Source organism: Pseudomonas sp. Tri1, from assembly GCF_017968885.1.
Lineage (GTDB): Bacteria > Pseudomonadota > Gammaproteobacteria > Pseudomonadales > Pseudomonadaceae > Aquipseudomonas.
The window spans coordinates 3,915,830-3,941,747 of the sequence record NZ_CP072913.1; the positions used below are offsets into that span (position 1 = coordinate 3,915,830).

The 25,918-nt window shown below is 63.4% G+C and carries 23 protein-coding genes and 1 pseudogene; 11 read left to right on the top strand and 13 right to left on the bottom strand.

Annotated elements, in window-relative coordinates; translation table 11 throughout:
* Nucleotides 1-314 precede the first annotated feature (314 nt).
* The 7 genes and pseudogenes from gspF to gspG all read right to left on the bottom strand — a co-directional run bounded on the left by gspF (nucleotide 315) and on the right by gspG (nucleotide 8,621).
* Nucleotides 315-1,526, bottom strand: a complete 1,212-nt coding sequence (gene gspF, locus J9870_RS16635) for a type II secretion system inner membrane protein GspF (protein ID WP_210639096.1) — start codon at nucleotides 1,524-1,526, stop codon at nucleotides 315-317.
* Complete coding sequence (gspE, locus tag J9870_RS16640) at nucleotides 1,526-2,944, bottom strand: type II secretion system ATPase GspE (protein ID WP_210639097.1); 1,419 nt, start codon at nucleotides 2,942-2,944, stop codon at nucleotides 1,526-1,528. The genes gspF and gspE overlap by 1 nt, the downstream gene beginning before the upstream one ends.
* Nucleotides 2,945-3,083: 139 nt before the next feature.
* On the bottom strand, nucleotides 3,084-5,444 hold the full coding sequence (gspD, locus tag J9870_RS16645; protein WP_210639098.1) for a type II secretion system secretin GspD: 2,361 nt from the start codon (nucleotides 5,442-5,444) through the stop codon (nucleotides 3,084-3,086).
* The gene (gspM, locus tag J9870_RS16650; protein WP_210639099.1) at nucleotides 5,441-6,007 is read right to left on the bottom strand and encodes a type II secretion system protein GspM; all 567 of its coding nucleotides are present in this window, start codon (nucleotides 6,005-6,007) and stop codon (nucleotides 5,441-5,443) included. The genes gspD and gspM overlap by 4 nt, the downstream gene beginning before the upstream one ends.
* On the bottom strand, nucleotides 6,000-7,181 hold the full coding sequence (gene gspL / locus J9870_RS16655) for a type II secretion system protein GspL (RefSeq protein ID WP_210639100.1): 1,182 nt from the start codon (nucleotides 7,179-7,181) through the stop codon (nucleotides 6,000-6,002). The genes gspM and gspL overlap by 8 nt, the downstream gene beginning before the upstream one ends.
* Nucleotides 7,178-8,163, bottom strand: a pseudogene (gene gspK, locus J9870_RS16660) (type II secretion system minor pseudopilin GspK). The gene gspL and the pseudogene gspK overlap by 4 nt, the downstream one beginning before the upstream one ends.
* Nucleotides 8,164-8,171: 8 nt before the next feature.
* Nucleotides 8,172-8,621: a type II secretion system major pseudopilin GspG gene (gene gspG / locus J9870_RS16665; RefSeq protein WP_018614378.1), complete on the bottom strand. Its 450-nt coding sequence runs from the start codon at nucleotides 8,619-8,621 to the stop codon at nucleotides 8,172-8,174.
* A gap of 149 nt (nucleotides 8,622-8,770) precedes the next feature.
* Between gspG and gspI the strand changes: the two genes are divergently transcribed.
* Nucleotides 8,771-9,145, top strand: a complete 375-nt coding sequence (gene gspI, locus J9870_RS16670) for a type II secretion system minor pseudopilin GspI (protein ID WP_210639101.1) — start codon at nucleotides 8,771-8,773, stop codon at nucleotides 9,143-9,145.
* 31 nt (nucleotides 9,146-9,176) lie between these two features.
* On the opposite strand, the gene J9870_RS16675 is transcribed toward gspI, so the two are convergent.
* A complete protein-coding gene (locus J9870_RS16675; RefSeq protein WP_210639102.1) occupies nucleotides 9,177-9,605 on the bottom strand; it encodes a type II secretion system protein N in 429 nt (142 codons plus the stop codon).
* Nucleotides 9,606-9,722: 117 nt separating this feature from the next.
* On the opposite strand from J9870_RS16675, the gene gspH reads away from it, so the two are divergent.
* Both gspH and J9870_RS16685 read left to right on the top strand, forming a co-directional pair.
* On the top strand, nucleotides 9,723-10,175 hold the full coding sequence (gene gspH / locus J9870_RS16680) for a type II secretion system minor pseudopilin GspH (RefSeq protein ID WP_210639103.1): 453 nt from the start codon (nucleotides 9,723-9,725) through the stop codon (nucleotides 10,173-10,175).
* Nucleotides 10,172-10,783: a type II secretion system protein GspJ gene (locus tag J9870_RS16685; protein ID WP_210639104.1), complete on the top strand. Its 612-nt coding sequence runs from the start codon at nucleotides 10,172-10,174 to the stop codon at nucleotides 10,781-10,783. The genes gspH and J9870_RS16685 overlap by 4 nt, the downstream gene beginning before the upstream one ends.
* Before the next feature lie 116 nt (nucleotides 10,784-10,899).
* On the opposite strand, the gene J9870_RS16690 is transcribed toward J9870_RS16685, so the two are convergent.
* Genes J9870_RS16690 through J9870_RS16700 form a run of 3 tightly spaced genes read right to left on the bottom strand, consistent with a single transcriptional unit; the run spans nucleotide 10,900 to nucleotide 13,056 of the window.
* Complete coding sequence (locus J9870_RS16690) at nucleotides 10,900-11,841, bottom strand: FecR domain-containing protein (RefSeq protein ID WP_210645303.1); 942 nt, start codon at nucleotides 11,839-11,841, stop codon at nucleotides 10,900-10,902.
* A gap of 37 nt (nucleotides 11,842-11,878) precedes the next feature.
* On the bottom strand, nucleotides 11,879-12,424 hold the full coding sequence (locus J9870_RS16695; protein ID WP_210639105.1) for a sigma-70 family RNA polymerase sigma factor: 546 nt from the start codon (nucleotides 12,422-12,424) through the stop codon (nucleotides 11,879-11,881).
* Nucleotides 12,421-13,056 (bottom strand): secretin and TonB N-terminal domain-containing protein, encoded by a 636-nt coding sequence (locus J9870_RS16700; RefSeq protein ID WP_246883152.1) that lies wholly within the window; start codon nucleotides 13,054-13,056, stop codon nucleotides 12,421-12,423. The genes J9870_RS16695 and J9870_RS16700 overlap by 4 nt, the downstream gene beginning before the upstream one ends.
* Before the next feature lie 202 nt (nucleotides 13,057-13,258).
* Between J9870_RS16700 and J9870_RS16705 the strand changes: the two genes are divergently transcribed.
* The gene (locus tag J9870_RS16705; protein ID WP_210639106.1) at nucleotides 13,259-13,600 is read left to right on the top strand and encodes a hypothetical protein; all 342 of its coding nucleotides are present in this window, start codon (nucleotides 13,259-13,261) and stop codon (nucleotides 13,598-13,600) included.
* Nucleotides 13,601-13,646: 46 nt separating this feature from the next.
* Here J9870_RS16705 and J9870_RS16710 read toward each other — a convergent pair whose 3' ends face one another.
* Nucleotides 13,647-14,087 carry a carboxymuconolactone decarboxylase family protein gene (locus J9870_RS16710; protein ID WP_210639107.1) on the bottom strand — a complete coding sequence of 147 codons (441 nt, stop codon included), beginning with the start codon at nucleotides 14,085-14,087 and terminating at the stop codon, nucleotides 13,647-13,649.
* Between the two features lie 203 nt (nucleotides 14,088-14,290).
* Here J9870_RS16710 and J9870_RS16715 point away from each other — a divergent pair, with 203 nt between their 5' ends.
* From J9870_RS16715 to J9870_RS16725, 3 genes are all read left to right on the top strand, one after another.
* The gene (locus J9870_RS16715; protein WP_210639108.1) at nucleotides 14,291-15,724 is read left to right on the top strand and encodes a PLP-dependent aminotransferase family protein; all 1,434 of its coding nucleotides are present in this window, start codon (nucleotides 14,291-14,293) and stop codon (nucleotides 15,722-15,724) included.
* Nucleotides 15,725-15,846: 122 nt separating this feature from the next.
* Nucleotides 15,847-16,140: an antibiotic biosynthesis monooxygenase family protein gene (locus tag J9870_RS16720; protein WP_210639109.1), complete on the top strand. Its 294-nt coding sequence runs from the start codon at nucleotides 15,847-15,849 to the stop codon at nucleotides 16,138-16,140.
* A 334-nt stretch (nucleotides 16,141-16,474) separates the two neighbouring features.
* A complete protein-coding gene (locus J9870_RS16725; RefSeq protein WP_210639110.1) occupies nucleotides 16,475-16,879 on the top strand; it encodes a cupin domain-containing protein in 405 nt (134 codons plus the stop codon).
* Nucleotides 16,880-17,059: 180 nt separating this feature from the next.
* On the opposite strand, the gene J9870_RS16730 is transcribed toward J9870_RS16725, so the two are convergent.
* On the bottom strand, nucleotides 17,060-21,928 hold the full coding sequence (locus J9870_RS16730; RefSeq protein WP_210639111.1) for an NAD-glutamate dehydrogenase: 4,869 nt from the start codon (nucleotides 21,926-21,928) through the stop codon (nucleotides 17,060-17,062).
* 444 nt (nucleotides 21,929-22,372) lie between these two features.
* On the opposite strand from J9870_RS16730, the gene J9870_RS16735 reads away from it, so the two are divergent.
* From J9870_RS16735 to J9870_RS16750, 4 genes are all read left to right on the top strand, one after another.
* Nucleotides 22,373-22,726 carry a hypothetical protein gene (locus J9870_RS16735; protein ID WP_210639112.1) on the top strand — a complete coding sequence of 118 codons (354 nt, stop codon included), beginning with the start codon at nucleotides 22,373-22,375 and terminating at the stop codon, nucleotides 22,724-22,726.
* A 198-nt stretch (nucleotides 22,727-22,924) separates the two neighbouring features.
* On the top strand, nucleotides 22,925-23,950 hold the full coding sequence (locus tag J9870_RS16740; protein ID WP_281728915.1) for a LacI family DNA-binding transcriptional regulator: 1,026 nt from the start codon (nucleotides 22,925-22,927) through the stop codon (nucleotides 23,948-23,950).
* 158 nt (nucleotides 23,951-24,108) lie between these two features.
* A complete protein-coding gene (locus J9870_RS16745) occupies nucleotides 24,109-24,891 on the top strand; it encodes an AP endonuclease (RefSeq protein WP_210639113.1) in 783 nt (260 codons plus the stop codon).
* Nucleotides 24,884-25,864, top strand: a complete 981-nt coding sequence (locus J9870_RS16750; protein WP_210639114.1) for a sugar kinase — start codon at nucleotides 24,884-24,886, stop codon at nucleotides 25,862-25,864. Before J9870_RS16745 ends, J9870_RS16750 begins: the two co-directional genes overlap by 8 nt.
* The last annotated feature ends 54 nt before the right edge of the window (nucleotides 25,865-25,918 follow it).

The window sequence follows — 25,918 nt, forward strand, 5'->3', positions numbered from 1 at the left end:
GGGTTAGAAATTCGCAGTTTCCGGTGACAGATAAAGGAAAAAACCTCGGGAGCTGAGGGCTGTTTTCTGGCTTTTTTCCTCGGGTGTTCGAGGGCTCTGGACCGGGGTTTCGGCTGGGTCTGGCGGCGCTGTTGCGCAGGGTGGGCGTGGGGATGGCGGCGGGTGGTTGTCGGGCAAAGAAAGATGACAGAACGAGGAACCCGAGTTTGGTGCTGGCAAGGGTCGGGAGGTGTCGCGGCAGCGCAAAAATAACTGATTGTTTTTGTGGGGGCCGTGCTTGCCGCAAGGGTGGTGTCAACCAGAAAGTGCTCGGTTTACTGGACCAACTGGTTGATCTCGATAATCGGCAACAACACCGCCATGACGATCACCAGCACCACACCGCCCATGACCACAATCATCAGCGGCTCCAGGAGCGCGGTCATGCCCATGGCCCGGCGTTCGATGTCGCGGGACAGGGTCTGCGCGGCGCGTTCGAGCATCGGTGGCAGGCAGCCGGTTTTTTCGCCGCTGGCGATCAGGTGGATCAGCACCGGCGGGAAAACTTTCTCCACCCGCAGCGCCGCCGCCAGGTTGACCCCTTCGCGGACCTTGGCCGTGGCGTCGCTGACACTCAGGCTCAAGCGGTCGTTGGACAGGGTCTGGCGCGCCGCCTCCAGCGCCCGCAGCAATGGCACCCCGGCGCCACCGAGAATCGCCAGGGTCGAGGCAAAACGCGCGGTATTGAGGCCCAGTACAAAACGCCCGATCAGCGGCAGGCGCAACACTCGTGCATGCCAGCTCAATCGCGCCTGCGGGTTGCGCAAATACATCCGCCAACCCCAGAACCCACCGGCCAAAACGCCAAAACACAGCCAGCCCCAGGCACGGATGAAGTCACTGGCGGTGAGCATCGCCACGGTCAGCGCGGGCAGATCCTGCCGGGCCTGGGAGAACGCGCTGACCACCTGGGGCACCACGTAGCTGAGCAGGAAAATCACGATGGCGATCGACACCAGCCCCACCACCCCTGGGTAGATGAACGCGGTAAGGATCTTGCCCCGCAGGTTGTTGCGCTCTTCGATGTAATCCGCCAGCCGTTCCATGACCTGGGCCAGGTCGCCAGACTCTTCACCAGCGGCAATCAACGCCCGGTAGATTTCCGGAAAGTCCCGTGGCCGCGCGGCCAGGGCTTCGGCCAGGCGCATGCCGCCGCGCACGTCGGCACGCACTGCGCTGAGGGTCTGAGCGATGTGCTTGCGCTCGGCCTGTTCCACCGTGGCGCTCAACGCCGCCTCCAACGGCAGGCTCGCTCCCAGCAAGCTCGCCAGTTGCCGGGTGGCCCAGGCCAGGTCGTTGTCCGAGAGTTTGGCGCTGAACAAGCCACCGCCGTTGGCTTGCGTTGTATTGCGTTCGACCTGCACCTGCAACGCGGTCAGCCCGCGGCTGCGCAGCAGGTTGAAGGCGGCACTCTGGCTGTCGGCTTCCAGGTGCCCGACCTCGATTTTTCCGGTGGCGTCAGCGGCCTCGAAACGGTAGCGATTCATCAGGCGTCCCGTGTCACGCGCAAGATTTCTTCAGGGGCGGTGGCGCCGCTGCGAACCCAACGTTCACCATCCTCGCGCATGCTGAACATGCCAGCCTGGCGGGCGGCCGCACGCAGGGCCTGCTCCCCTGCTCCTTGGTGGATAAGCGTGCGGATGTCATCGTCGATGCAGAACAATTCATGAATACCGGTGCGGCCGCTGTAGCCGGTCTGGTTGCAGGTCGGGCAGCCCACCGGGCGCCAGGTACCGGGGGCTGCCGGATCGGCTTGTTTGCACTGCGGGCAGAGCCTGCGCACCAGGCGCTGGGCAAGCACGCCGAGCATCGATGAGGCCAGCAGGAACGGCTCGACGCCCATGTCGATCAGGCGGTTGATAGCCGACACCGCGTCGTTAGTGTGCAACGTCGCCAGCACCAGGTGACCGGTGAGGGAGGCCTGCACGGCGATTTGTGCGGTCTCCAGATCGCGGATTTCACCGATCATGATGATGTCCGGGTCCTGGCGCAGGATCGCCCGCAAGGCCAGGGCGAAGGTCATGTCGATCTTGGCATTGACCTGGATCTGGCTGATGCCCGGCAGGTCGTATTCCACCGGGTCCTCCACGGTGAGGATGTTGTGCACGCTGGCGTCCAGTCGCGCCAGGGCGGCATAGAGGCTGGTGGTCTTGCCGCTGCCGGTGGGGCCGGTGACCAGCACGATGCCGTGGGGCTGGCGGATCAGGCGGTCGAGCTTGCCTAGCACGTCCGGATCCATCCCCAACGTTTCCAGTTGCAGGCGTCCGGCTTGCTTGTCCAGCAACCGCATCACCACCCGTTCGCCATGGCCGGTGGGCACCGTCGAGACACGGATATCGATCGGTCGCCCGGCCACGCGCAAGGCGATGCGCCCGTCCTGGGGCAGGCGTTTTTCGGCGATGTCGAGTTGGGCCATGATCTTGATCCGCGACACCAGCGCGCCGTGCAGGGCCTTGCGTGGCGAAACCACGTCGCGCAGGGTGCCGTCGACCCGATAGCGCACCACCGAATGGCTTTCGTAGGGCTCGATGTGAATGTCGCTGGCTTCGTCCCGTGCGGCCTGGGTCAGCAAGGCGTTGATCATGCGGATTACCGGCGCGCCGTCCTGGGTGTCCAGCAGGTCGGTAATTTCGGGTATGTCCTGCATCAGCCGGTCGAGGTCCACCTCGTTTTCCGCCGCACCCACCACGGCGGCGGCGCTGCCGGTGTCGGCGTAGGCCGTGTTGAGCAACCCGTCGAGTTCCTCGTCACGCACCCGCTCCAGGCGTACCTCGCCGAACTGGCGACGCACTTCACTGATGGACCAGCCCGGCGTGGAGGGACACACCATCAACACCGCGCCTTCGTCGCACTGGCGCAGCACCAGGCGTTGGGCCTTGGCCCAGGCGTATGGGAGGGTGTTCATGCTGACACCTCAGACCCAAGAAACACACATGTCCCCTGTGGGAGCAAGCTTGCTCGCGATAGCGGCGTGTCAGTTTGCATGAATGTTGACTGGGCTGCCGTCATCGCGAGCAAGCTCGCTCCCACAGGATGAGTGTTCATCAGCGAGCGCCTCCTTCGATCGGCACTGCCTTGATCGCCGCCCTGGGCGTTTGCAAGCTGACCGGCGCAGCCCCCGGGATAGCCCGGGCCGAGGCCGGCAGTTGCGGGGCCTGCATGTCCGGCATGGCCCAGCTGCGATCCGGTTGCAGCAGGCCTTGGGCGCGGCGCATGAAGTCGTAGCGGTTGAGGGTGATGCCGCGTCCCGCCGCCGTGTCGCGAATGATGTAGGGCCGCAGGAACACCATCAGGTTGGTCTTGGTGATCTGCCGCCGCTCGTTGCGAAACAGCGCACCGACACCCGGGATGGTCGACAGCCACGGCACCGCGTCGTTGCTCTGGCTGTAACCGTCCTGCAGCAACCCACCGAGGACCATGATTTGTCCGTCGTCCAACAGGATACTGGTATCGATCGCACGCTTGTTGGTGACAATCCCCGTGGTGCTCGAAGCGCGGTTGTCGACGCTGCTGACCTCTTGATAGATATCGAGCTTGACCGTACCGCCCTCGGAAATCTGTGGCCGAACATTGAGCTTCAGGCCGACCTCCTCGCGGGTCACGGTCTGGAACGGGTTGTTACTGGTGCCACCGCCGCCGGTGACGTAGCTGCCGCTGACGAAGGGAATGGTCTGGCCGACAAAAATGCTCGCTGCCTCGTTGTCCAGGGTCAGCAGGTTCGGCGTCGACAGCACGTTGGTGCCGCCCTTGCTCTTCAGCGCCCGGGCCAGGACCTTGAGGTCGAGAATCTTGCCGATGCCGGGAATGTCCACCGTGCCGTTGACCACGCCGAGGTTCAGGCCCTGGGGCAGCACGTCGATGCTGGTCTTGCCATTGAGGTTGAGCCCGCTACCACCGAGGTTGACCCCACCGATCACGCCGCTGCCCCCCAGGTTGCCACTCTGCCACTGCACGCCGAACTCGCTGGCGTCGTCCTCGCCGACCTCGACGATCAAGCTCTCGATCACCACTTGGGCGCGACGCTGGTCCAAAAGGTCGATGACTTCCCGCAGGTTACGGTACAGCGGGTCCGGCGCGGAGATCAGCAAGGTGTTGGTGGTGGCGTCGGCCTGGATGGTCACGCCGCCAGCACTGAAGGCGGTGCTCTGCTCGTTCTGCGTCGAAGCGGAAGTCTGCCCGTTGCCGCTGCCTTGGGCGTAGCCGCTGCTGGTGGTCGAAGCACTGCCGCTGGTGGTGCTGGTGCCATCGCCGCTGCTGCCCTGCCCACTCTGGCCGCTGGTGCTGGCGCCCATGCCGCTGAGCACCGAACGGGAGTTGTCACTGCCCTCGCCTTCGCTTTCCCCAGTGAGCAAACCGCGCAGGGACTGGGCCAACTTGCCAGCCTGGGCATTGCGCAAGTACACCACGTGCAGGTTGCTCGGGTTGTTCTGGGCGTTGTCGAGCTTGTAGATCAGGTTGCGCGCCAGCTCGGTGCGCTCGGGGCTGCCGGCGCGGATGATGATGGAATTGGAGCGCGGGTCGCCAATCACGTTGATTTTCTGGGTCTGGTCGCCGCCCTGGGTTTCCAGCAAGTCGGAAACCATCTGCGCGATGTCCACGGCGATGCCGTTGTGGATCGGTACCACATCGGTGTCGATGGCGCTGGGGGTGTCGATGCCTTCGATGAGCTGCGCCACCCGCGACAGGTTCTCGGCGTAATCGGTGACGACAATGGTGTTGTTGCCCGGGTAGGCATTGATCGGGTTGTTCGGCGACACGATCGGGCGCAGCACCGGGATCAGGTTAACCGCATTTTCGTATTGCAGGCGGAAAGTGCGGGTCAGCATGCCGTTGCCGGCCGGTTTGTCGGCGCTGTAGATCGGCCCGCCCAGCAGCTTGGCATCGGCCTCCGGCACCACCTGGGCCACGCCGCCAACGTCTACCACGCTGAAGCCTTGCATGCGCAGCGCAGCCAGCAGCATGTCGTAGGCCTGATGAGCCGGCACCGGGCCTTCGGACACCAGCGTCAGGTTGCCCTTGACCCGAGGATCCACCAGAAACTGCTGGCCGGTGGAGCGAGACAACGCGCGCACCACCGCCTGGATATCAGCCTCGACGAAATTCAGGCTCACCGGCTGATCGCCCAACGGGTTGCTCGCCGAAGGGCTGGCGCGGGGCGCGCGGGCCCGGGCGGTGAGATCGACCTGATGCCGTACCGCAGGTTTCTGTTCACGCAAAGCCTGGGCCCGTTGACGGTCCAGCAACGCGTCGCCACTGCGTTGGGTGCTGCCCAACGGAATGCCCAATTCGCTGTCCACCAGCAAGGGTGGCTGCGACGCGGGCGGCGTGCTGTTGCACGCGCTCAAGGTCAGCAGCAACAGCGGCGCGGCCTTGCGCCAGTGACGTGGGTATCTGGACCCCTTCATGAAGCTTCCTTAGCGCCTTGCGCCTGATTCATGCGAACAGTTCCGGACAGTGTGCCGGCGGTGTTGTCGAGGTTGTCGGAACTGGCCGGGGCCGTGCGCTGCAAACGGGCCTCGATCACTTCCAGGGAAAAATGCCCGGGATTGCTCAACAGCCAGCCGATGACGCCATCGGCCGGTGCCTCGTCGAAGGTGAGCTGCCAGCCGTTGGCGGCCTCGGCGCCAGACGGTTGCAATTGGTAGTGCTCGCTCAAGCCGCTGGCATCGAGGGTCTGGCGCAAGGCCGCCTCAAGTGGCTGGCCTTGCGCGGCTGCGCCGACATCCCGCAGCAGCACTTCGAGGGCTGCGGTCTGCGAACGCAGCTTCGGGGTTTCAGCCTGCCAGTACGCGATGGTCTTGAGCGGGGGCTGGATCAGCGCGAGCCAGACCAGACAGCCACCCAATACCAGCGCGGCCAAGGTCACGGCACGTTGCTCGCGCACCGCCAGGCCCTGCCAGGATGTCCGGCAACGGCTACGCAGGGTTTGCCAACGGCCCCACAGCAGTGCCAGCGATTGCTTATTCATCGTCAGCTTCCGGCGCGTCGTCGGGGTTGTCCTGGGCACCCTGTCCGATCGGGGCCACGCGCAGGCTCCAGCCCTGGTCGATACTCGCGACATCGATGCCGGCCTGGACCAGGGGGATTTTCCAATCGTCTTCAGCGGATGTTTTCTGCGCCTCGGCCACGACCTTGAGGCGCAATTCAGCATTCTCGAACACCAGCTCCTGCACATTGCCGCCCATGAATGGCATGGCAGTACCCGCCTGTTGCACGAGGCTGACGAAGCGTTGCGCCGGGTCCGTTGCCGTGCCGTTCTGGCGCGCGGTGATTTGCTGCCGCGCCTGCTGCAAAGGGTTGAGAATCACCGGCAACTCGGGAAACGCCTGCTTCACCCGCTGGCTCATCTGCGCCTTGAGCCGCTGGCCCTGGGCGGCTTCGCGGGCGGCATAGAGATTCAGGCCAACGACCCACACCGCCAACGCCAGCACGCAGATTGCTATCGCCCGCCCCCAACCGCCGCGCTCGGCTACGCCGTGCATCAGGCCGGTGTGCAAACCCCAGCCCGGCGCAGCACCGGTCCAGCGCAGCGTGCCGGGCAAGGTCTCGATCGAGGCTTGCGGCGGCGACTCGCCGAGCCAATGCCGCCCGGTTCCTGTCTCCATCAGCCATTCATCCAATGCCCCGTCCAACAACGGTTGCACCACGGCATGCTGCATGCTGTGGCGCACCAGCAAGTGCCCGTCTTCGATGCAAGCGACCGGCCCGGACAGCACCGGTAAGGCGTAGGACGCCGGGTATAGACCACGCAGGCTCAGCCCGGCCTGGCGCAACATCCGCCCCAGGGCATCGAGCGACGCCCGGTCCAGCCAGGCAATCTGCACCTGCCCGTCGGCACCGCGCGGGCTATGGGCGACCTGCATGTGTTCGCTGGCCCCGAGCATCAGCGCCTGGGCCGCGCAGGTCACCGCCGCGGTGATTTTCGCCGCGGGCAACAACGGCAGCTCCAGGGAGGTCAGCAAGCTGTCACGCGGATGGAGGAAACACTCCACCTTGAGGTTCTTGGCCCCCTGGCCGAGGACTCGCAGGCTGCTGCGCCCTTCTTCGCGAACCTGGCCCTGACGATCCAGCCAGGCAAACGCCAGCGGGCTTTCCAGGTCGAGGCTGGCCAGCGGCGCCAGCGCTATGCGCAAGCGAGTCATACGCCCACCCGTGACCAGATCACCTGGGGCAAGCGGTCCTGGCCGCGCTGCAGCAACGCATCGAGCTCGACCCGCCGTTGACCGCTGCGCGCCTGACCCCGAAGGCGGAACCAGTCGCTGGTGATACCGACCTTGACGGAGGTCATTTCCAGCTCCGGCATGCGCAGGCGATTGACGAAATCCCCCGGTTGATGAACCAGTGCCCGCTGTCGCGCTCGCGTACCAGCGCCTGGGCCCGTTGCAGCGACAGCCCTGGTACGCAGGCAGCCAGCACCGGGGCGCTGGCGGTATTGCCGTTGAGCCAGGTATTGGTCGGCAGAATCGTCACATAGGGCGCCAGTGTTTCCAGCAGCGCCGGGGTGACGCCCTTGACGCTGCGCAGGTCTTGCAACGTGCGGAGCATCGGCTGTGTCGGCGCCAGAGCTGCGTCGGAAGCGTTCGCCGAGGTGCTGCGACCGCTGTCGAACGTAGTGCTCGCTGGAGCCTTGTCCGCCTGCTCCGGATTCAGCAAGCGCGGGTACGCGGCAATCACCCGCTCGACGATGCGCGCACGTACCGTCGCGGCGACGCCAAGCTGCTCGCACAGTCGTTCGAAGGCGCGTACTTGCTCCTGATCCACCCGCTCATTGGCGACCAGGTTGCGCAGGTTGAATTTGCCTTGCTCGTCTTCCAATTGCCCTTCGAACGGCGTGTCGACCAGGCTTGAACCCGGCATCACGATGGGTTTGGCCCACGGCTGGCCGAAGCGCGTCAGCGGATCACGCTGACGGGCGTCCCAGAGCAACTGGCGACTCAATTGCAGGCCACCCTGCAACCGCGCCGAGCCCTGGATACGCAGCTGCTCGGCTTCCAGGCTGCGAGTGAACAGGGTCTGACGGGTGAGCATGCCGCCGGCGATCACCGCCACCACGGCGGCGATCAGCAAGGCACTGATGACCGCCATGCCGCGCTGCTTCGCCGCGGTGGGCGAATTCGTTCGCATCACGGCCCTTATAGCTGCCAGGAGCCAATGTCGGCATTCACGCCGTCGCCGTCAGGCTGGCCGTCGGCACCGAGGGAAAAGATATCGACTTCGCCATTGGCACCCGGGTTGAGGTAGTTGTAGGGACGGCCCCATGGATCGTTGGGCAGGCGTTCCAGGTAAGAGCGCCAGGTGCTGTTTTTCGCGTCGGCAGGTTTCTCCACCAGCACCTTGAGGCCCTGGTTCATGCTCGGGTAACTGCCGTGGTCCAGGCGATAGAGCTTCAAAGCCTGCATCAAGCCGCCAATGTCCTGCTTCGCCGCCGTGGCCCGCGCCTGGTCGGGACGGTCGAGCACCTTGGGCACCACCATCGCCGCCAGAATACCGAGGATGACCACCACAACCATGATTTCGATCAGGGTGAAACCCCGCTGCCCGCGTGGGCCTTGGGGACGGGCGTTGTAACGGGCGATCTGCATCTCGACGGTCCTTCGCTGGATTCGATTCGAGGCGCAGTGTTGCAAGAAAATATGTCAGTGATATTGAAATTGCTCAGGAGCTTACGTCGTCAATCGGTCATGAACCTGGACTAGCCTTGAGGGCTGCCTTCGCCCCTCGAGCCCGCGCCATGCCACGCCCTGCTCCACAAGCCGGCTTCACCCTGATTGAAGTGCTGGTGGCCCTGGCGATCATCGCCGTGGCCATGTCGGCAGCGGTGCGCGTGGCTGCCGTGATGACCCAGAGCAACGGCCTGTTGCGGGACAAATCCATCGCCCTGTTGGCGGCCCGCAGCCAACTGGCGCAGTTGCGTCTGGAAGGACGCTTTGCCCAAGGCTCGACCGTCTTCGAATGCGATCAGGGGCGGTTGCTGCTGCGTTGCGAACAGAACCTGCGCCCGGCGGAAAATGGCCGGATGTTGCGGGTTGAACTGACCGTGTCGGATCGCAGCCACGACGCGCCGCCGCTGGCGCGATTGGAGACGTTGGTCAGCCGGGGGAAATAACAGCAAACACGGTCCCCTGTGGCAAGGGGATTTAGCGGGTCAGTGAGGGCAGCACCACCGAATCCGGCAACCGCGCGAGCGCCAGTCGGGTCTGTTCGGTCCCGCGCTCGATCACCACCGCCTGCGCCTCGATCGACACCAGCCGCACCCCTTGAGTCACCCGCTCACCCACCAGGAAACTGCGCGGCGGCCCGTCGTTGAGGCTGAGAATTGCCACGGCACCACGGGGGCCTGCCATGACTCCACTGACCTTGATCTGCACCGGTGCCGGCTGGTTGGAAAACCATTGCAGCGCCGGGTTATCGGAACGCTCGGCCATGCGTTGCGGGGCGACATCCGGCGTGCGGGATTCGGCTGATGTCAGCAGCAATGAAGACCAGGTCGCCACCCCGGCCAACGCCGCCAACACGCCGAGTACCTGCACGATGTGCGCCGGGGACACACGCTCGATGAACGCCATGGCCAAGATCTCCTTTTTTTGATTCCAGCCCCCAGCTTACGCGTCAATTCTCTCCGTTTTATTTCACATGCTTATCATCTTCACCGTGCAGGATGGATCCGACGCAAAGGAGCGCGCATGAACGTCGCCAAGCAACGCGGTTTCACCCTGATCGAATTGATGGTGGTACTGGTGATCATCGGCATCGCCAGCGCCGCCGTGAGCCTGAGTATCAAGCCCGACCCGTTGAAATTGCTGCGCCAGGATGCCGAGCGACTGACGCAACTGTTGCAACTGGCCCAGAGCGAAGCCCGCAGCGACGGCCGGCCGATTACCTGGCGCTGGGATGCCAAGGGGTTTGCCTTCACTCGTCGCAATGATCATGGGGCTGGGCTGGATCGGTTCAAGGACGACCCGCAGCTGCATTCGCGTCGCTGGCAAAGCCCGTCGATGGAGGTTCGTGTGGAGCCCAGGCAGCGGGTCGTGCTGAATGCCGAATGGATCGGCGAGCCCCTGCGAATCCGCCTTTCGGATGGCCAGAACAGCCTCAACGTGCAACGCAACGCCACCGGCCGGATGCAGATCCAATGAACCGCCAGCAGACGGGCTTCACCTTGCTTGAAGTCATGGTCGCGATCCTGCTGATGGCAGTGGTCAGCCTGATCGCCTGGCGCGGGCTCGACAGCGTGAGCCGGGCCGATGCGCATCTGCAGGCCAGCACCGAACAGACCGAGGCCTTGCTGCGGGTATTCAACCAGCTGGAGCGCGACGTCGCCCTGCGCGCCAGCATCGAGTTGAGCGAACCGGTAAAACCCGGGGTCGACGACACCCCTTCGAACGCCCCGCCCGCCCTCACCGTGCGCAGTACCGAAGGCCAAGGCTTCCGCCTGGACGTGATCCGCGTGGCCGCCGCCCAGGAAGGCGAATTGCAACGAGTTCGCTGGTGGCTCAAGGGCGACACACTTTATCGCGCCCAAGGCCCGGCCCGCAGCCGCTACCCATTGCCAGCGCCTGGCGCTGGAGTGGCCGTGCTCAGTGAAGTCAGCGATGCAGGGCTGCGCTTCTGGGACCAGGAAAAAGGCTGGCGCAAACTCAGCGGCAACCGCCAGGAAAACCCGCTGGGCATCGAAATCAGCCTGAGTCGGCAGACACCCCAAGGCGTCGAGAAGTATCGGCAAGTGCTGGGGCCACTGGAGTAAGCCAAACAACACAGCCCCATGTGGGGGCTGTGTGGTAACACCGGACCTTGTGAACACCCAAGGCCCATGTGGGAGCGAGCCTGCTCGCGATGAGGCCCGCCCAGGCGCCACCGGACTCAGCTCAACACCACCACTCCACCCGGCAACTCGGTGCATTTGGCGCCGTAGGCATCGCGGATCAGCAGCGCCACGCCCGCCAGTTGATCGAGGCGGAAACGTGCCTGGACCTTGCGCAAACCCAGTTCGCGATTGAGCAGCAACAACATGCCGGGGCGGTAGCGGTTGATTTCATCGATGACGCTGGCCAGGGTCGCGTTGTTGAACACCAGCACTTGATCGCGCCAGGCAATGGCTGCCGACACATCGGCATGCTGTGGGGTGCCGACCCGGCCAGTGTCGTAGGTCAGTTGCATGCCCGGTTCCAGGCGAAAACTCTGACCTTGCACTTGCACTTGCACGACGCCTTCCAGGCAGGTCGCGCAGACGTTCTGGTCGATGTAGCGGATATTGAACCGCGCCCGTGCCGCGCTGATCCAGCCGGCGCCAGCCTGAATGCTGACCGCCTGCGCACTGCGCCCCTGCACTTCGATCTCACCACTGAACAATTCCAACCCTTGCCCACCGTCGGCCAGCGGACGGCGGCTGAGGCGAGTCTGAGTGTTGAGCTCCAGGCTGATGCCATCGGCCAGTTCCACCCGACGCTGTTCGCCCACGTCAGTGATGTAATCGGCGCCCAGCCCGGAAACGCCGCCAGGCACCGTGGCCCTTATCAACAGGAAACCGGCTGACGCCGCAATCGCACCGCCCAGCAACGCCCGGCGGCCGAACTGTCGCGGTGCCTGCAACGCCTGGGCCGCCGGTTGCAGCCCCTGCCACAGCGCCTTGGCCTGTTCGAAGGCTCGCGCATGGTCGGGGCTTTGCTCACACCATTGGCGCAAGGCCCGGGCATCGGCCACGGTGGCGCGTCCCGAGGTCAGCAGGATCAGCCAATCTCGGGCCTCGCTGTCCAGTCGGGCCTGGGGCGTGGCGTCAGGGGAAGCGATGCTGAAGATGTTCAAGCGCACACATACTCACGAATTAGTCTGGTCTCTACTCTCAAGACGGTTTTCCCGCGCCGGGACCGAACCGCTGAATGACTTTTCTTTCCAGGCGCTGGGCGCAATGTCCCAGTGCGGCCTTGATTTCCTTCTCTACCATGCGCGTGGAAATACCAAAGCGCTGGGAGATTTCCAGGTGTGGCGCTTCCTCCAGGCGCGCCGCGATAAAAATCTTGCGGCGCCGTGCCGGCAGTTCATACAAAGCCTTGAGCAGGACCTGCAGCTCCTTCTGCCCGCCCACCACCCGGGCCGGATCCAGGGCCTCATCGCAGACCTGCAGCAACTCCTCGATTTCGTCGCCAGTGAGCAGACGCGCATCGGCTTGCCGACGATCGGCGGCAATGTTCAGGGCCATGCGATACAAATAGGCGTTGGGCTGGGCAATGTCCGGCGTGTCGACCATGCGATCGACCCGCAGGTAGGTTTCATGCAGCACGTCGTTGGCCAGTTCCTCGGAGCCCAGGCGTCGGCGCAGCCGCACCTTGAAATCCTCGTAGGAGGTGAGGAACAACTTGACCATCGGGCTGCGACCTGTGTCTTTCATCGCCCGGACACCCCTTCCCCTGCTGTGCATTCCATGCTTTTTCCTGATGAATCGGGTAACAAAAGCAGGGTCACCGGCTGGCGTAGCGAACTGGGCGCCGGGCGGTCGATCCTGAGGTTTTGCAAACTGTTGACCAAGGTCCTGTCACGCATCAGATCGCCGGTGGAACTGACCAGGCGGCTATGCTGAACCACGCCGTCGCGGCCGATCCACACTTGCAGCACCGCCCGAAAACTGCCTGGGCGGGTCAGCGGTGAACGACATAAGTTGCGCTGGATGACCGCCTGGATCGTCGCTGCGTAATTACTGTCACTCAAGCCCGGGGTGACGCCGGGAGGCAGCGGTACCTCACGGACCCGCACCGGCTGCAACGTGAACGCATCCGCCCGGGCGTACTGCGCAGCAAGCCCGGTGCCGCTGAGCAACACATTCAACCCTTGGGAGGGTGTGAACCGCCCCTGGACTCCCAGCGTGTGGCGCCGGCTCGATAACTGGTGGTCGACCAGTACCGCCATGCCCGTCGCACGGCTGAACAACTCCAATGCCGTGGTCAATTCCTGGGGCGCGATGTCCAGGTCCACCAGGTCGGCCGCCTGGGCCGGCCCGGTCAGCAGACACGACCACACTACCAGCCATCCCAAGGGCGCCCAGGTCAATCCACGTCTGCGCCCGCCCCCGGCTCTGCCCTGCTGCACGACTGACGTATCCGTTGAAAACCGTCATCCTGAGGGGAGTTTATGAATGTCGTATGACAACTGATACAAATCCTGCGGGCCGCACTAGACTGATGCCCTGACAACGAACCGTCCTCTGTGGCGGGCCAGGAGGTCGGTGATGAAACAGTGGATGAAGATGATCGCAGGCCTCGGACTGCTCATGGCCCTGCCCTGGGCCCAGGCCGAAGAGGCGCCGGCGTGCATCGAGGTGACTGTCGGCGGCTACAAGACCCCGGACTACAACTGCCTGAGCCGGCAGATGGGCAACGACCCACAGGCCGCGACTGCGGCGCAACACGCCCAGGACGCCATGAACGTGCCGGTCAACGAACGCGCACCGAGCAGCATCGGCCTGGCGACCCCGGCGGCCACCGGCGTGCGCATGGGCAATACCTTCGGCACCTCGGTCAAGCCGCAAAGGCCGCCGGCTACCTCGGGGACCTCGCCGCTGCCCAAGTAACGACGACACAAAAGCAGCTCGCCACAGTCTCCTTCAGGATTGGCAATCAAGCGCTGGGACTCTGACGAAAACTCACCGCCAGTCGGTTCCAGCTGTTGATGGTGCTGATCGCCAGGGTCAGGTCCACCAGTTCCTCTTCGCTGAACTCGGCACGGGCCTGGGCATACACCTCATCCGGCACCTGGCTTTCAGCCAACAGCGTCACCGCCTCGGTCCAGGCCAGGGCGGCGCGTTCTCGGGGGGTAAAAAAGCCACTGTCGCGCCATACCGCCACGGCGTAAAGACGCCGCTCGGTCTCGCCCAGGCGACGCGCATCGACCGAATGCATGTCGGTGCAAAAAGCGCAGCCGTTGAGTTGCGAGGCACGGATCTTGATCAGGTGCAACAGCGCCGGTTCGATACTCAGGCGGCTGGTCAAGGCTTCCAGGCCGATCATGGCTTTCATCGCCCCGGGGGACGCACTGTAGTAATCCAGACGCGGGCTCATGGCGGGCTCCGTAGCGATCGAGACCTTTACGGTAGACCTCGGGGTCAGTGAGCGGCAGGTCCAATTCATCGAAAAAATCAGAGCCACCCCATCCCATACCAATGGACGGGATTTTCCCCACGCAACTTCTATGCAGTCGCACAATGCGAGTAATCTTGCGCCTTTGACGCTGCCGCCAAACAATCGCCCAGGAGCTTGCGGGTATGGAACTTCATGTTGTCATCAACGGCCGCAAGGACCTGGCGGGTCAGTTGTATCAACAATTACGCAGCGCTATTGAAAGTGGTCGCCTGGCCGCCGGCACGCAACTGCCGCCCAGCCGCCTGCTCGCCGAACAACTGGGTGTTTCGCGCAAGACCGTTTCCGACACCTACGCCCAACTGACCTACGAAAACTTCCTCACCGGGATCATTGGCAAAGGCACTTACGTCAATGCACGACCGGCCAGGATCGTGCGCAAACAAAGCCATCGCGAGCTGGCCGGTGCCGACGTCGTCGAGGCCTGGCGCAGCATGCCGCACCTGATGCGCCATCCCACCCTCGAAGGGGCATTGCGTTACGACTTCATCGGTGGCGCCACCGGCAAGGGCCAGTTCCCCCTCGACGACTGGCGCCGCTGCACCGCCCACGCCCTGCGCCAGATCGCCAGCGCCAAAGGCTTCTATAGCCAGCCCGAAGGCTTGCCGGCGCTGCGCAATGCCATTGCCCGACACATCGCGTTTTCCCGCGGAGTCAATTGTCAGGATGACGATGTGGTGGTGTGCAACGGCGCACAACAGGCCCTGGACCTGATCTCGCGGGTGTTGACCCGGCCAGGCAGCCTGGTGGCCATGGAAGATCCGGGGTATCCGCCGGCGCGACTGTTGTTTGGCTCCCACGGCGCCACGGTGGCTGGGGTGCCGGTGGACGATCAGGGCATGCGCGTGGAGCTGATCCCCGACGGCACGCGGCTGATTTATGTGACGCCCTCCCACCAGTTCCCCCTGGGCATGCCCATGAGCCAAGCCCGCCGCGAGGCCTTGCTGGCGCGGGCCTATGAGCTGGGGGCGATCATCATCGAAGACGACTACGACAGCGAATTCCGCTACGAAGGCCGCCCCGCCGATTCACTGCAGAGCATGGACGAGCGCGGGATCGTCGCGTACGTCGGGACCTTTTCCAAGACCCTGCTGCCAGAGCTGCGCCTCGGCTACGCTATCTTGCCGCCAGCGATTCTCGAGGCGGTGATCCTGGCCAAGCGCCTGACCGACCAGCACACCTCCACCCTGCCCCAATGGGCATTGGCCAAGTTCATCGCCGAGGGCTGCCTGCTCAAGCACATCCGTCGCTGCCACACGCTCTATGCTGGCCGGCGTGAGCGGCTCCTGGCACGCATGGCCGGGGACTTGTCGCCCTGGTTCGAGGCCGTGCCCACCACCGCAGGCTTCCACATGGCGGTCCTGTGCAAGGTGCCGATCGATCTGGCCCTGGTGATCGACCTGGCGAAAAAGGCCGAAGTCGGGCTCTACAGCCTCGCTGGTTTTTTCAACGAGGCCCCGGTGCGACCGGGTCTGTTCTTCGGTTTTGGCGCCATCGAAACCCTCGATATCGACATCGCCCTCGATCGCTTGCGGGACATCCTGCAACAAATGGCCTGAGGGATTGGACTGGGCATTTATCCGCCCATTGGCTGTTTGAGCCTCGTCCCGACAGGCCTATCCTGCACGGGTGTCATGGATTATCGAGAAACCTCGTCCGACTTGATTCAGGAGCCTGAACAATGTCTCGCCAAGTGATCAATACCGTACAGGTGCAAGCCGCCGCCGGTCGCTCGGAAGAACTCGGCCGGCAGTTGCAGCAAATCGTCGAAACCCTGCGTGCGCAGCCGGGGTGCGATGCGTACATGGTCGACCGTTGCCCGGAGGATGGCGACCGCTGGAACGTCAGCGCCCGCTGGCAATCGGAAGCGGCGATGCAAGCCCATTTCAATTGCCCCGAAGTGCAGGGTTTTATCGGCCTGATCGATAACCGCCTGGCTCGCAGCGTGGATTTCAATAGTTTCCCGATCGTCTGAGCCCGCGGTCTATTCCTGTCTGGGCCACTGAGCCAAGCACTTCATTCTGTGGCGAGGGAGCTTGCTCCCGCTCGGCTGCGCAGCAGATGCAAGACGGTCAACACGATGAGGCTGATGGGGCGCACCGCCTATGTCTTGGGGCGGCTTCGCCACCCAGCGGGAGCAAGCTCCCTCGCCACAACATCACAAACCAGCCAGTTGCGTCATCGGCCCTGCAATTGGTCTACCCACCTTCCGAAAGATTGGACGTTTGTTTGCCCCACCGTCGGGCTTAGGGTGAATCCATCGCCGCGACCATGCGGACTCACCCCAAACTCACGAAGGTCACCTTGCCATGAAAGCCCTCTATCTGATCGCCGCCTTCTGCCTGCTGCCCATGACCCAGACCTACGCCCACGAAGCGGCACCTTCGGAAAAGGTCACGGTGTTGCAGGAGCAAATGCTGAAGAACCTGCCGGGTAAAAAAGCCATGATGCTGACCGTCGACTATGCCCCGGGCCAGTCGTCCATCGCCCACAAACATGAGGGCACGGCCATGGCCTATGTGCTCGAAGGCGCCATCACCTCCCAGGTCAAGGGCGAGCCCGCGATTACCTACAAGGCCGGGGAATTCTGGTACGAAGCCGCGGGGTCCGAGCATCTGGTTTCGAAGAATGCCAGCGCGACCGAACCGGCGAAGTTGCTGGTGTTCATGGTGATGGGTGAGGACGAGGCGGTGTTGATTCCATTGAAAAACTGACCATGGCAATGGCGGACCTGTGGGAGCGAGCTTGCTCGCGATGGCGGTGTATCAGTCAAGTTCAATGTCGCTGACCCACCGCTATCGCGAGCAAGCTCGCTCCCACAGGGGATCTTGTACAAAACTCCCAAAAAAAAGCCCCGCATCTCTCGATGCGGGGCTTTTTCATTCAACGCAGGATCAGTTGGCCGCAACGACCGGTTGACCACTCATCGCCAGGTCCAGCAATTCGCGGTTGGCGACCGCGTACATGGCGTAGTCGGTGCCGCTGGCGGCACGGATGTCCACCAGCATCGCGCGCCAGCGCTCGACCATGCTGTGATGCTGCTCCAGCCACAGCGCCAAGCGGGTTTCCACCTCCTGGCTACCGTCGCCCTGCTGCAGGACCGAGATGGTGATCGCCCGTTGCTGCCAGTCGACATCATCGCGGAACGCTTCGCGGGCCAGGGCCTGCCAGTTGTTTTCCACTGGCAGGGCACTGATCTGTTGCAGGTACCAGGTAATGTCCAGGGCGCTGCCCACGGCGAAGTAAGCCTTGGCCACATCGGCGGCGTTCTGCCCGGTGACGTCGGACGCCTCGATGATCGGCAGCAAGGTGTACAGGTGCGTGGTGCCTGCAACCATACGCGCCAGCAGCTCTGGCACGCCGGCGGCGACATAGGCCTGGTAGCGGGTCTGCCAGCCTTCGCGGGTCGGACCTTCCAGCAATTCGTCGAGCTTGAGGCCCAACGCCGCCAGGTGCGGACCGAAGTGAGCGACGTCACGGGCAGCGTTCTGCTCGTTGCGGCGGCTGCGCAGGAACCAGCGAGTCGCACGGCGACCCAGGCGCATCAGCTCATCCATCAGCTCCAGTTGCACATCAGCGGAAACCTGGTGGTCCAGGGCTTCGATCTGGCGGAACCAGTGCGGGAGATGGAAGATGTCCCGCACGATCACATAAGCACCCGCCACGTTCGCCGGGCTCATGCCGGTAGACTCCTTGAGCCGTTGAACGAAGGTGATGCCCATGTGGTTGACCAGGTCGTTGGCGATCTGGGTGCTGACGATCTCGCGTTTCAGACGGTGGCGACGCATGGCCTCGGAGAACTTGCTCACCAGCGTCGGCGGGAACGCGGTCTCCATGTCACGGGTCAGGTAATCGTCGTCCGGTACCTGGGAGTTGAGCAGCGCTTCCTTGAGGTCGATCTTGCTATAGGAGATCAGCACCGACAGTTCGGCACGGGTCAGGCCGTGGCCTGCCGCGACACGCTCGGTCAGCTGTTCTTCGGTCGGCAGGAACTCGATGGCACGGTCCAGCTTGCCCCGGGCTTCCAGGTCGTTCATCAGGCGCTTGTATTCGGCGATCCGCACAAAAGCGCGACGGGCCGCCAGGGACAGGGCCTGGGTCTGCTTGTAGTTGTTGCCCAACACCAGGCCACCGACTTCGTCGGTCATGCTGCCAAGCAACTGGTTGCGTTGCTTCTCGGTCATGTCGCCGGCCTGCACCACTTCGTTGAGCAGGATCTTGATGTTCACTTCGTGGTCGGAGCAGTCCACACCACCGGCGTTGTCGATGAAGTCGGTGTTGGAACCGCCGCCATTGAGGCCGAACTCGACACGACCCAGTTGGGTCATGCCCAGGTTGCCGCCCTCGCCCACCACCTTGCAGCGCAGTTCGTTGCCGTTCACCCGCAGCGCATCGTTGGCCTTGTCGCCGACATCGGCGTGGCTTTCGGTGCTGGCCTTGACGTAGGTGCCGATACCGCCGTTCCACAACAGGTCCACCGGCGCCTTGAGCAAGGCGTTGAGCAGCTCGGTCGGGGTCAGTTTGTCAGCCTTGATGTCGAAGCGCTCTTTCATCTGCGGCGAGATGGCAATGCTCTTGGCGCTGCGCGAGAAGATACCGCCGCCTTCGGACATGATGCTGGTGTCGTAGTCGGTCCAGGCCGAACGCGGCAGGTCGAACAGACGCTTGCGCTCGGCAAAGCTGCTGGCAGGCTCCGGGTTCGGGTCGATGAAGATGTGCAAGTGGTTGAAGGCCGCGACCAGTTGCAGTTTGTCGGACATCAACAAGCCGTTGCCGAACACGTCACCGGCCATGTCGCCGACGCCCACCACGCTGATGCTGTCTTCCTGGACATTGATGCCGCGCTCGCGGAAGTGACGCTGAACGCCCACCCACGCGCCCTTGGCGGTGATACCCATTTTCTTGTGATCGTAGCCGGCCGAGCCGCCGGAGGCGAACGCATCGCCCAGCCAGAAGCCGTAGTCGATGGCGATGCCGTTGGCGATGTCGGAGAAGGTTGCGGTGCCCTTGTCCGCCGCCACGACCAGGTACGGGTCATCGTCGTCATGACGCACGACGTTGGCCGGCGGTACCAGCGCGCCGTCCTTGAGGTTGTCGGTGATGTCCAACAGGCCCGAAATGAAGATGCGGTAGCAGGCGATGCCCTCGGCCGCGATCTCGTCCCGGCTGCCGCCCAACGGCAGGCGACGGGGCAGGAAACCGCCCTTGGCGCCCACCGGCACGATCACCGAGTTCTTCACTTGCTGCGCCTTCACCAGGCCGAGCACTTCAGTACGGTAGTCTTCTTCACGGTCGGACCAGCGCAGGCCGCCGCGAGCGACGTTGCCGAAGCGCAGGTGCACGCCTTCGACCCGTGGCGAATAGACGAAGATCTCGAACTTGGGCACCGGCTTGGGCAGTTCCGGGATCAGGTGCGGGTTGAACTTGAAGCTGAAGTAGGACTTGTTCTGGCCGTGGGCATCGGTCTGGTAGAAGTTGGTCCGCAGGGTGGCCTTGATCAGGTCCAGGTAGCGACGCAGGATGCGGTCTTCGTTGAGCACCTGGACGTCGTCCAGCGCCGTGAGGATCGCCTGTTCCAGGCGCAGTTGCTTGTCTTCCAGGTCGTCGCCGCTGAGTTTGCGCGCCAGGTAGAAACGGGTCTTGAACAACCGGGTCAACTCGCGAGCGATGTCGGTGTGGTTGTTCAGGGTGCTGGCGATATAACCCAGGTCGAAGCCCAGGCGGATCTGTTTCAGGTAACGGGCGTAGGCACGCAGCAGCGCGACGTCGCGCCATGGCAGGCCAGCGGTCAGCACCAAACGGTTGAACGCATCGTTCTCGGCATCGCCACGCACGATGTGGACGAAGGCGTCCTGCAAGGTGTCGTTGAGCTGCTGGATGTCCAGGTCCAGGCCTTCGGCGGCGGTGAACGCGAAATCATGAATCCAGAACTCGCGGCCATTGGTGTGGCGCAGGCGGTACGGGAACTCGCCCAGTACACGCAGGCCGAGGTTTTCCAGGATCGGCAGCACATCGGACAGCGCCAGCGGCGTGTCGGCGTGATACAGCTTGCAGTGCAGCTCGCGCTGGCCGGATACCTGGCCCAGCGGCTGGTAGAAGCTCATCACCAGCGGATTTTTTTCGCTCAGGCTCAGCAGGTGCTGCATGTCGACCACGGCCGAGTGCGCGGCAAAACGCTCGCGGTAGCCGGCCGGGAAGCCTTTCGGGAAGTCCGACAACACGTTGGTGCCCTGGGCTTCGCCGAAGCTTTCGATCACCAGGTTGGCGTAGTCGTCCTTCCAGCTGCGGCAAGCCTGGACCACTTCTTTTTCCAGCAGGACCGGATCGATGTCGAGACGGTTCTTCGGGTCCACCCGCAGGATCAACTGCACGCGGGCCAGTACGGATTCGGAGAAGAAGGTCCAGAACTCGCAGTCCGAAGCCTTCAGGCGATCCATCAGCACTTGCTGGATCTTCTGGCGCACTTCGGTGGAATAGATGTCCCGCGGCACGTAGGCCAGGCAGTAGCAGAAACGGCCATACGGGTCTTTGCGCAGGAACACACGAATCTTGTTGCGTTCCTGGATCTGCACGATGGACATGACGGTGCTGAACAGCTCGTCCACCGGGGTCTGGAACAGGTCGTCACGGGGCAGCACTTCGACCACCTGGGCCAGTTCCTTGCCCAGGTGCGCCTTGGCCTGGAAGCCGGAGCGACGTTCGATTTCCTCGACCTTGCGACGGATGTAAGGGATGACCCGCACGCTCTCGCCATACACCGAGGAGGTGTACAGGCCCATGAAGCGGCATTCCTTGACGACCTTGCCGTTGGCGTCGATCACACGGATCGACACGTAGTCCGGGTAGGCCGGACGATGCACGCGGCTCGGGTGCGCGGCCTTGGCGAACGACAGCAGGGTCGGTTCGCGCAGGTAATTGACGGCGTAGTCTTCGATGCGCAGGTCATCGGCGGTGAGGCCGGCGCGCAGCAGTTTGGTCAAGCCGAGGAACGAATCGGGGTTGTACTCGATGTGGCCGCCATCGGCTTCATCACGTACCACGAACTCTTCGTAGCCCAGGAAGGTGAAGTGATTACCCACCAGCCATTCCAGGAAGCTCTTGATCTCGCTTTTTTCGTCGGCATCGATGGCGTAGGCACTTTCGTCCAGGCCGGCCAGGATTTCCTGGACCTTGGCTTTCATCGGCTCGAAATCAGCCACCGCCACCCGCACTTCGCCCAGCACTTGCTCAAGTTCCTTGCTCAGGACGTTGAGTTCGGCGGCGTTGGCGCAGCGGTCGATTTCCAGGTACATCAACGACTCTTGCAGGATGTCGTCGCCCTGGGTGCCCTTTGGCAGGACTTCAAGCAACTCGCCCTTGCTGCCGCGACGCACGCTCAGCACGGTGGTTTGCAGGGTATGGATGCTGTAGCCGCGACGGTTCAGTTCGGTGCGGACCGAATCCACCAGGAACGGCAGGTCGTGGTGCAACACTTCCACTGCCGTGTGGGTCGACTGCCAGCCGTGGCGTTCATAATCGGGGTTGTAGACACGCACCTGCGGTTGCGCGTGATCGAAGCGCTCAAGCAGGCGCCAGGCAGACAGGGTGCAGCCGGCGAGGTCGGACAACCGGCGCTGGGTGAGTTCATCGAGGGAAATGATGCCGAAGAATTGTTCAGCGAACAGCGCCACTTGTGGCAGTGCCTGTTCACTGATGTGCTGCGCCAGTGCCGCTTGCAGTTGATGCTGGAAGTCGGCTTTGCTGGCTGCGGTGAAGAACGCCATCTGTGGTACTCCGCTTGGGCTTGTTATTGATGAAAGCGTCGCGTGCAACCCCTTGCGGGGCTGTCGGCCATCCCGTTCCTGATTCTCGGGCAGAGGAAACAGGATGACAGGTGGGTGAAGCTGGACGCGACCCGCAGGTCACATCCTTTTCCATGTAATTTCATGTCATGGACACCTGCAAAAAGCACTTCGGGGTGGCCTTTGCAGGTGCACATCCGTTGCGCAGCTTAACGAGTGCGACAATGTGCCTGCTTGCAGCGCTGCGACATATTCGGTCATCGGCAAGCTAAACCGGTCCGCGTTCCTCGAACAACCCTAGCAGCCCAGGGGCCAAACGACACCTTGGCAGCGCGAAATCGCAGCCGGATTGCGGTAATCCAGCGCAAAGTCTTCCAGGCTGGCAAAATCCACTTTTTTCGGCTCATCGAGCCAGGAGCCATCACCATGCAAATGACCACCGCCCAACTGATCGCCAACCCGTGCGACGACGAAGAAGACAACATGGCCATGCTCTGCTGCCACAGCACCCAGGGCGAAATGTTCCTGATGACCCGCTACCCCGACGAAGACGAACTGGAAATCGCCCTCGATGGCGAGCCTTCGACGCTCGATGGGGTCAAGGTCACGCTTAGCCCTACTCGCTTGCTGATTGAAATTGCCGCAGCCGACGCCGATGCGCTCAATGGCGACGAGGTGCTGGACATCACCCATGACACCGACGCGGCGGACCTGGCGGAAGTGGAGCTGACGTTGCAGAACATTCTCAAGGGGACGGGCACCTACATCAGCCAACTGTGAAATCCGGACACGACCACTCTCTCTCGCCACAGACGCCACTCGGGTCGCCGCATTTGTCCAAGCGGCGGAACGTCAACCGGGGGTGAACCACCGTCGGTCGCTCTCGCGTCGCGACGCCCTTGACGAAGGACCGGATTCTGATGTTTCCTGAAACCGGTTTCAGAACCGCTAATAAATCCAATAAGCAGGTTTCTATCCGTGAACTCTTTCTCCGCCGCCCAGCGCAGCCGCGTGACCATGCTTGATGTCGCCGAACGCGCAGGGGTTTCCAAGGCCAGCGTCTCGCGTTTCATTGGCGAGGACCGCGCCCTGCTCTCCGAGGCCATCGCCCGGCGCATCGAGCAGGCGATCAGCGAGCTGGGCTACCGCCCGAATCAGATGGCCCGTGGTCTCAAGCGCGGCCGCACACGCCTGATCGGCATGCTGGTGGCCGATATCCGCAACCCTTATTCAATTGCCGTGATGCATGGCGTGGAAACCGCCTGCCGGCGTCATGGCTACAGCCTGGTGGTGTGCAACACCGACCGCGATGACGAGCAGGAACGCCAGCACCTGGCGTTGTTGCGCGCCTACAACATCGAAGGGCTGATCGTGAATACCCTCGGCCACCATCGGGACGAACTGCTCGAGCTGCGCAGTGAAATGCCTCTAGTGCTGGTGGATCGCAAGGTCGACCAGCTCGAAAGCGACCTGGTCGGACTGGACAACCCCGCAGCCGTCGAGATGGCGCTGGAGCACCTTGAACAACGAGGCTACCGCGACCTGCTCCTGGTGACTGAGCCATTCGACGGCACCAGCTCGCGGATCGAGCGGGTCGACAGTTTCAAGGCGGGCATCGAGCGGCGCCCTGCCCTGACCGGTGTCGTGGTGGAAATCGGCGATCAGTTGGCCGCGGACATCAAGACCTTCCTTGCCCAACCCGGCCATGGCCCCAAGGCGCTGTTCTGCGCCAACGGCATTGCCGCCCTGGCCGCCACACGCGTGTTGCGCGAACTGGGTTGTCACTTGTTCGACGACGTCGGCCTGATCGCCCTCGACGATCTGGATTGGTACCCGCTGGTGGGCAGCGGCATCACCGCCCTGGCCCAACCGACGGCCGAGATCGGCGCCAGTGCGTTCGAGTGTTTGCTCAAGCGCCTGCGCGGCGATAACGGGCCGGCGCGAACCCAGGATTTTGCGGCGCGGTTGATTGAGCGTGGGTCGACGCGGGGAGATTTTCGGTAATCGGGCCGGCCCCTTCGCGAGCTAGCCCGCTCGCACACTGGGATCTGCGTCGCACTGAAGATCCCTGTAGGAGCGAGCTTGCTCGCGATGAGGCCCTGAAGCACACCCAATAAATTTTTTTGAACAAAACTGAAACCGGTTTCAGAGGTGCAACAACAATGAATAAACCACCCGTTTCCATCAGCCTCTCCAGCTACGGCGCCGACCTGGTGCGACAAAGAGGCCAGGGCAGTTTCACCGATCTGCTGGCTGCGGCCGGTGCTTCACGGATCGAATGGCGTGAAGAATTGCTGACCACCGAACAGCCGGCTGAATTGGCCGCAGGCGCCCAGGCCCAAGGCCTGCAGAGTATTTTTTCGTCACCACTCGAACTGTGGCTGGCCGGCCAGCCCAGGCCCAATCCGGCCCTGGCGCTGGCCTTGCAGCGTGCCGAGGCCTTCGGCTCGACATGGCTGAAAGTCTCCCTTGGTCATTTCACCGATTCCCATGATCTGTCGGCCCTGGCAGATATGCTCGCCGCCAGCCCGGTGCAGTTGCTGGTGGAAAACGACCAAACCTTGCAAGGCGGACGGATCGAACCGTTGCGCCGCTTCTTCGCCGTAGCCGAGCAGCAAGGGTTGCCCATCGGCATGACCTTCGACATTGGCAACTGGCAATGGCAGGACCAATCGGCTGTCGTGGCGGCCCGGCAGCTCGGTCGGCATGTGGCGTATGTGCATTGCAAGGCAGTGGCCCGACGCGCCGACGGCAAACTGCTTGCCGTGCCTCCGACCATGGCGGACCTGCATCTGTGGGAGCAACTGCTCAAGCAGATGCCGGCCGGCGTGATGCGCGCCGCCGAGTACCCACTACAAGGCGGCGACCTGCTGCAATTGACCACTGAACATGTCGCCACCTTGTCCGGCCTCGGGCAATCACGTCGGGAGCCTGCCCATGTCTGAATTCGATGTGTTGTCGTTCGGCGAAACCATGGCGATGCTGGTGGCCGACCAGAAGGGTGACCTGGCCAGCGTCAACCAATTTCACAAACGCATCGCCGGGGCCGACAGCAATGTGGCCATTGGTCTGTCGCGGCTGGGCTTCAACGTGGCGTGGCTGAGCCGGGTCGGCGCCGACTCCCTGGGGCGCTTCATCGTGCAGACGCTGGAGAACGAAGGCCTGGATTGTCGCCACGTGGCGATCGATCCGGCACGTCCCACCGGATTTCAGTTCAAGTCCCGGTCCGACGATGGCAACGATCCGCAAGTCGAGTACTTCCGGCGCAGCTCGGCGGCCAGTCACCTGTCCCTCGACTCCATCACGCCACCGCTGCTCGGCGCCCGCCACTTGCACGCCACCGGCATTGTGCCGGCGCTGTCGGTCAGCGCCCGTGAGATGTCCTTCGAGTTGATGACCCGCATGCGCGAAACCGGCCGCAGCCTGTCGTTCGACCCCAACCTGCGGCCGAGCCTGTGGACCAGTGAGTCGATGATGATTCGCGAAATCAATCGCCTCGCCGCCCTCGCCCACTGGGTCTTGCCGGGGCTCAGTGAAGGTCGCTTGTTGAGCGGTTTCGACGACCCGGCCGACATCGCCGCATTCTACCTGGACCAAGGCGCCGAAATCGTCGTGATCAAGCTCGGCGCGGACGGCGCCTATTACCGGACGCCGCAGGACCAGGGCGTTGTCGCCGGCGTGCCGGTGACCCACGTGGTGGACACCGTGGGCGCCGGTGATGGCTTCGCCGTCGGCCTGATCAGTGCGTTGCTCGAAGGCCACGCCATCACCGCAGCCGTGCGGCGCGCCAACTGGATTGGCAGCCGCGCGGTGCAGAGCCGTGGAGACATGGAAGGGTTGCCGACTCGCGTTGAGTTGGTGGCTGAATTTGAAACCGCGAATCGTGAGCAGGCTCACTCCCACAGGGGTTTGCGCTGACCCAGTGGGAGCGAGCCTGCTCGCGATAGAGGCCACCAAAAAACACACCTGCTG

What these genes read in the sequence shown, in the direction of transcription:
- J9870_RS16715 (WP_210639108.1), top strand. Translation starts at nt 14,291, where the DNA reads ATGGAACTTCATGTTGTCATCAACGGCCGCAAGGACCTGGCGGGTCAG.
- J9870_RS16685 (WP_210639104.1), top strand. Translation starts at nt 10,172, where the DNA reads ATGAACCGCCAGCAGACGGGCTTCACCTTGCTTGAAGTCATGGTCGCG.
- gspI (WP_210639101.1), top strand. Translation starts at nt 8,771, where the DNA reads ATGCCACGCCCTGCTCCACAAGCCGGCTTCACCCTGATTGAAGTGCTG.
- J9870_RS16675 (WP_210639102.1), bottom strand. Translation starts at nt 9,605, where the DNA reads ATGGCGTTCATCGAGCGTGTGTCCCCGGCGCACATCGTGCAGGTACTC.
- gspH (WP_210639103.1), top strand. Translation starts at nt 9,723, where the DNA reads ATGAACGTCGCCAAGCAACGCGGTTTCACCCTGATCGAATTGATGGTG.
- J9870_RS16725 (WP_210639110.1), top strand. Translation starts at nt 16,475, where the DNA reads ATGAAAGCCCTCTATCTGATCGCCGCCTTCTGCCTGCTGCCCATGACC.
- gspM (WP_210639099.1), bottom strand. Translation starts at nt 6,007, where the DNA reads ATGAATAAGCAATCGCTGGCACTGCTGTGGGGCCGTTGGCAAACCCTG.
- gspD (WP_210639098.1), bottom strand. Translation starts at nt 5,444, where the DNA reads ATGAAGGGGTCCAGATACCCACGTCACTGGCGCAAGGCCGCGCCGCTG.
- J9870_RS16750 (WP_210639114.1), top strand. Translation starts at nt 24,884, where the DNA reads ATGTCTGAATTCGATGTGTTGTCGTTCGGCGAAACCATGGCGATGCTG.
- J9870_RS16720 (WP_210639109.1), top strand. Translation starts at nt 15,847, where the DNA reads ATGTCTCGCCAAGTGATCAATACCGTACAGGTGCAAGCCGCCGCCGGT.
- J9870_RS16695 (WP_210639105.1), bottom strand. Translation starts at nt 12,424, where the DNA reads ATGAAAGACACAGGTCGCAGCCCGATGGTCAAGTTGTTCCTCACCTCC.
- J9870_RS16710 (WP_210639107.1), bottom strand. Translation starts at nt 14,087, where the DNA reads ATGAGCCCGCGTCTGGATTACTACAGTGCGTCCCCCGGGGCGATGAAA.
- J9870_RS16735 (WP_210639112.1), top strand. Translation starts at nt 22,373, where the DNA reads ATGCAAATGACCACCGCCCAACTGATCGCCAACCCGTGCGACGACGAA.
- gspE (WP_210639097.1), bottom strand. Translation starts at nt 2,944, where the DNA reads ATGAACACCCTCCCATACGCCTGGGCCAAGGCCCAACGCCTGGTGCTG.
- J9870_RS16730 (WP_210639111.1), bottom strand. Translation starts at nt 21,928, where the DNA reads ATGGCGTTCTTCACCGCAGCCAGCAAAGCCGACTTCCAGCATCAACTG.
- gspF (WP_210639096.1), bottom strand. Translation starts at nt 1,526, where the DNA reads ATGAATCGCTACCGTTTCGAGGCCGCTGACGCCACCGGAAAAATCGAG.
- gspG (WP_018614378.1), bottom strand. Translation starts at nt 8,621, where the DNA reads ATGCAGATCGCCCGTTACAACGCCCGTCCCCAAGGCCCACGCGGGCAG.
- J9870_RS16705 (WP_210639106.1), top strand. Translation starts at nt 13,259, where the DNA reads ATGAAACAGTGGATGAAGATGATCGCAGGCCTCGGACTGCTCATGGCC.
- gspL (WP_210639100.1), bottom strand. Translation starts at nt 7,181, where the DNA reads ATGACTCGCTTGCGCATAGCGCTGGCGCCGCTGGCCAGCCTCGACCTG.
- J9870_RS16745 (WP_210639113.1), top strand. Translation starts at nt 24,109, where the DNA reads ATGAATAAACCACCCGTTTCCATCAGCCTCTCCAGCTACGGCGCCGAC.